The 2,872-nt window shown below is 39.5% G+C and carries 3 protein-coding genes; 2 read left to right on the top strand and 1 reads right to left on the bottom strand.

Going from position 1 to position 2,872, the window contains the following annotated elements; genetic code table 11:
• Positions 1 to 142: 142 nt before the first annotated feature.
• Together AACU59_RS04470 and AACU59_RS04465 are read left to right on the top strand one after the other, a co-directional pair.
• Positions 143 to 1,063 carry a hypothetical protein gene (locus AACU59_RS04470; RefSeq protein ID WP_161437736.1) on the top strand — a complete coding sequence of 307 codons (921 nt, stop codon included), beginning with the start codon at positions 143 to 145 and terminating at the stop codon, positions 1,061 to 1,063.
• Between the two features lie 597 nt (positions 1,064 to 1,660).
• A complete protein-coding gene (locus AACU59_RS04465; protein ID WP_161437735.1) occupies positions 1,661 to 2,344 on the top strand; it encodes a hypothetical protein in 684 nt (227 codons plus the stop codon).
• 206 nt (positions 2,345 to 2,550) lie between these two features.
• Here AACU59_RS04465 and AACU59_RS04460 read toward each other — a convergent pair whose 3' ends face one another.
• On the bottom strand, positions 2,551 to 2,787 hold the full coding sequence (locus AACU59_RS04460; RefSeq protein ID WP_013867767.1) for an RNA recognition motif domain-containing protein: 237 nt from the start codon (positions 2,785 to 2,787) through the stop codon (positions 2,551 to 2,553).
• Positions 2,788 to 2,872: the final 85 nt, after the last annotated feature.

Genomic DNA, 2,872 nt, shown 5'->3' with positions numbered 1-2,872 from the left:
CAAGAGGGATTGCCAACGCGTGGCGACTTTAGTACAAAATTGAAGTTCAGTGTTTACAGTGTGTTTTTTGAGTTCGGCGGTGCGTTGTCAACCCCTTAGCCGGGCGTTAGCCAGCAGTGAATTATTACGGAGGTAATTCTGCATGAAATATGAACTCCCATTTAAAGAAACGGGCTACCTTCCAAAGGTAGTGGCGACTTTAAGTGGTTTAGATGAACAAAAAAGTGGGCATGAAAAACTACAGCTGAACCACCCACTTGATGTGTTCTACTTTACTTTTACTGATGTGATTAAGAGCGTCAGCCGACTTACATCTCGGTACGAGAAAGATATAAAAAAAAGAAAAAATAATAGTCAGTTCAAACCGGACGACATAGAAGAGTATAGTGTCGATATCTTTAATACAATCTTCTATTTGTCCAACTTTATAGAAGCTTGTCAGTCTATTATTAAGTCCGTATGTCATGATGAGGCTAAACTGAAGACAAAGGCTGCTCGTGAGTTTAATGAATCTACAAAAGAATACCGAAGTCATATATCAACAATTATCAATGAAATTAAACACAAGCACAGAAGAGTTAATACGTTCTCTTACGCTTGGGATAATAACTTGATAATTGGCTACTATATTGAAGGCGTTGTGGGGAAAGGGGTTCTAGGTCCGGATCCGTTGATTCATAAGGACTTCAATGGACTCAAAACTGGATTTTCTTTAAATCGATATATTCCATACTATATAATTAATCTCTATCATGTTTCGTCCTGTTTAGATCATGTATTGAAAAAGTATGGAAAGTTAGGAGGCTCAGGTTTTGAACCTAGGGAGAACCGAGAAATAGTTGACTGTATTGAAGCGGTATCACGATTACCAATGTTGCTATTCAGTGATGAATTCGAACTTAAAACTCCAGCTGTATCAGCTAAGAGTGATGACAGGTTTTTGCTTGAATTTCCCGGGAAGCGTAAGATTGAAAACAAGAAGCTACATATCGCTGACTTGTCTTTGGGAGCTCGTATAGGTTTGCACAGTAGAGAAATAACCTTCCCGTACTTTACTGGCTAACAATCTGTTTAAGAGTGATTCGCAACGCTTGGCATTTTTGCTATGCGTTGCGTTTTGTGTTTAAGGTGGTATGCGGGAGCTTCGGTATTGCGTTGCTCACACCTTAACAGGGCGTTAGGCAAGGTGAGTTTTTATCGGCTAAATCGAGTTGGAATTGAACGGTAAATTCCATGTTCTCAGACTGAACTTAAGCAATAAATAGTCATCACATATTTGTTGTTTCTTGATCGCGTTGGGTTGTTTGTCGTTGTGAATTTAGCGGCAAAATAACCTTCAGCATCCAAACGTTCGCCGAGCATGCTACGCTCGTCACTTTTCTTCCAAATCGCTCAATTTGAGTTTTTTTGTTTCTTTGCTGATTCAGCATTTTGGTTTATAAATGAACGGTTTAGTTTGCTTAAAGTTTACAAAAAGACTTGTTCTTGGGTTTTGAAAGCATTGTGTCAATTGATTGGCCTAACAAACGGCTCAAGAGGGATTGTCAACGCTTGGCGACTTTAGTGCAAAATTGAAATTCAGTGTTTACAGTGTGTTTTTTAAGTTCGGCGGTGCGTTGTCAACCCCTTAGCCGGGCGTTAAGTTTCAAATGAGGATACAGTGGAAATATTTAATAATGAATGGGTAGTCGGGATTGGTGGCGGTATCCTAAGTGGCTTGATAGTCACGCTAATTACTAGATACTTTTTCTCGAAAAAAGATAACAAAGAATATGCTCAAAAGATCTCTACCGTGAATCGTGAAGTTGTGTATGCGCTAAGACCGGGAATCTCAGAGGGGCACATTCCTGAGTTAGACGTATTGAACTCTTTAATTAATGCGACGGCTCGAAAATACCGGGTAGAAAAGTCTGATGTATATCATGCAAAGCAGATAGCTGAAGAGCTTATAAAAGAGATCATGGATTCTAGTTTCATATCTTCTGAAACTAAAAAAAGCTATTGTAGTTCATTGTCACATTTAGTTGATGATGAGAAATCTGATGGCGCAGAGCACGCAGAAGTAATTGAGAGAAAAGTAATAGCATCTGAACTTCGACAGAAGCAAACAGAATGGATGAGTTTAACTTTGGGTGTTATAGCTGCAATTCTAACAATGGTAGGTCCGCTTACAACTTTGATTGAAAAGTCATCACTAGCAATTTCGTTAAAGCCTTTGTTGGAAGCGGCATTTCCCACGCTTGCTGTTCTATCATCGGTGCTCATTGCTACTATTTCGATGATATTTGGACTTACATTAAAAAGAGTTCGTCAAAATAGCGATCATCGAAATAGTGAAACTTAACAAACGCTTCAAGACGGATTCGCAACGCGTGGCATTTTTATCATGCGTTGGTTTTAGTGTTTAAGGTGGTATGCGGCGGCTTTGGTATTGCGTTGCTCACCACTTAAGCGGGCGTTATGCAGTTCTACAGGCTCAACGGAAACTAAAAGACGTCAGCCCAATGTATTTGAACTGACGGAGCTTTACTCTTTTTGTCTATAAGGTGTTTATTCTGCGGCTTTTACTCTGATTTTGCTTTTGGCAACGTCAGAAAGGTTTAGGCTAGAAATTGCAGCATTAGCTTCGTTTTCGTTTGGCATTTCGACAAAAGCAAAGCCTTTTGATTGACCCGTTACTTGGTCTAAAACAAGTGTACATTCGGCTACGGAGCCATGAGCTGAGAATAAAACACGAAGTTCTTGTTCAGTTGTAGAGCGAGATAGATTGCGAACTAAAAGTTTCATGATGAACCAATTGGTAGTAAATGACAGTGCGAATTGTGGCAGCTAAAGATAAGTTTGGCTAAGCAATTCGTTCTCTATACTGAGT

It is taken from the genome of Vibrio sp. V23_P3S9T160, from assembly GCF_963886625.1.
Lineage (GTDB): Bacteria > Pseudomonadota > Gammaproteobacteria > Enterobacterales > Vibrionaceae > Vibrio > Vibrio anguillarum.
The sequence above is the reverse complement of the archived record's forward strand: the minus strand, read 5'-3'. Positions and strand labels throughout refer to the sequence as shown.

What these genes read in the sequence shown, in the direction of transcription:
- AACU59_RS04470 (WP_161437736.1), top strand. Translation starts at nt 143, where the DNA reads ATGAAATATGAACTCCCATTTAAAGAAACGGGCTACCTTCCAAAGGTA.
- AACU59_RS04460 (WP_013867767.1), bottom strand. Translation starts at nt 2,787, where the DNA reads ATGAAACTTTTAGTTCGCAATCTATCTCGCTCTACAACTGAACAAGAA.